Genomic DNA, 1,595 nt, shown 5'->3' on the forward strand with positions numbered 1-1,595 from the left:
GTCCGGCACCGGGACCCCGGCCCGAAGCAGCCGGGCATGGGCGAGCCGCTTGTCGAACAGCACCGGCGGCTCCGCGGGATCGTCGACGAGGACCGCCCCGGTCTCGCCCACGCTCCGGGCGAGCCGTGCCGTCGCCGCCGTGAACGCCTCGTACCAGCGGCCCGTGCCCTCGACCCGGGTCGGATCGTCCGTACCGCGCAACAACCGGTCGACGTCCGGGTCCTCGCCGGGCGAATCCAGCCGGACCGTCTCGCCCGGGTGGAAGCGCGCCCCGCCCCGCAGCACGTCGAGCCAGGGCTCGACCCGCGCTTCGGGCAGCCCGGCGGCCCGCACCGCGTCGCGGAAGAAGGCGACCCGGCGGTTGGCCGGGTTGCCGACGACGACGAGGCGCGGGCGCGCGAGGGCCGGTTGCCCGGCGGGCGGGTGCCCGAGGGGCGGGGAGTACGTCATTCGGCGACCGCGACGTACCGGAAGACCTCGCCGTCGCCGTCGTCCTCAGGCTCCTGCGCGTCGTCGACGTCGACCGTCACCCCGTACGGCGTGAGGGTGTCCACGACCCGCTCGCTCATCTTCTCCGACAGGTAGTGGTGCGAGAGGCCGAGGTGCGTGAGGTGGGTCAGCGGCTGGCCCACGAGCAGCGCCTCGGCACCCTCGTCCGTGAGCGTGCCCATCGACAGGTCGAGGCTGTCGAGCCGGGCGACGACGGGGGCCCCGGCGACCGCGACGGCGATCTCGTCCTGGATCACGCTGTTGCGGAGCCCGAGATGGCGCAGGGCGGGGAAGCCGGTGCCGGCGAGCAGCGGTTCCAGGTCGGAGACCGTGGAGTCACCGCCGTACTCGTCCGTGCCGAGCCACAGCTCCAGCTTCTCCAGGGCGGGCAGGTCGCTGCCCGCGATGCCCCGGACGACCTCGGCGCCGAGACCGCCCGACTCCACCACGAGCGTGGTCAGCGCGGTGTGCCGGACCGGCGGGAACGCGAGCTCCGTGCCCCCGCGCACACCGAACTCCCGCAGGCGGGGATAGGCGGTGAGCAGAGGCGAGACGTCGGACTGCTGGATCCACGAGATCTCGCAGTCCTCGAAGCTCATGTCCCCCAGGAACAGCGCCTCCAGACCGGAGAGCCGTTCGCCCGCCGCCTCGACGAGCCGCGCGACGATCGGGGCGGACGACGTGTCGTACGCCTCGTCCCAGCCGCCGACGATCAGCGCGCGGACCCGGTTCGTGTCGACCTCCGCGAGGAAGCGGGCGAAGACCCGCTCCCACTGGTCGTCGTCCGAATCGCAGTACGTCGATCCGGAGACGCGCCAGGCCACGGAGGCCGCGTCGGGCAGCTCGACGGCGGTGTCACGATCCGGGAAATGGAACACGGGCAGGCCGTGAAACTCCTGAATGTATCCCGAAATGGTCATGAGTGCTCCAGACACCGGACGGCGTTGATCGGCTGACGCGAGCAGTTGTACCAAGCCGCACCGACAACTTCGCGCCGGGGTCGGCGGAAGGCCGTTGATGCTCCTATTGCTGTCAAGCGGCTTGGAGCCACTTGCGGTAGGCGTGAGTGAGGTCGTCGTCCCTGCTGAGTCCTCTTTCGAGCCTGG

General features: G+C 71.7%; 1 protein-coding gene and 1 pseudogene. Both read right to left on the bottom strand.

What is annotated here, in order from left to right; genetic code table 11:
• A pseudogene (locus ACFUJR_RS39215) lies at window positions 1-450 on the bottom strand (hypothetical protein); the annotation flags it as partial.
• Window positions 447-1,409 carry an STM4015 family protein gene (locus ACFUJR_RS39220; protein ID WP_383172255.1) on the bottom strand — a complete coding sequence of 321 codons (963 nt, stop codon included), beginning with the start codon at window positions 1,407-1,409 and terminating at the stop codon, window positions 447-449. The pseudogene ACFUJR_RS39215 and the gene ACFUJR_RS39220, both read right to left, overlap by 4 nt.
• Window positions 1,410-1,595: the final 186 nt, after the last annotated feature.

Origin of the sequence: Streptomyces sp. NPDC057271, from assembly GCF_042668715.1 — a bacterium.
Taxonomy (GTDB): Bacteria; Actinomycetota; Actinomycetes; order Streptomycetales; family Streptomycetaceae; genus Streptomyces.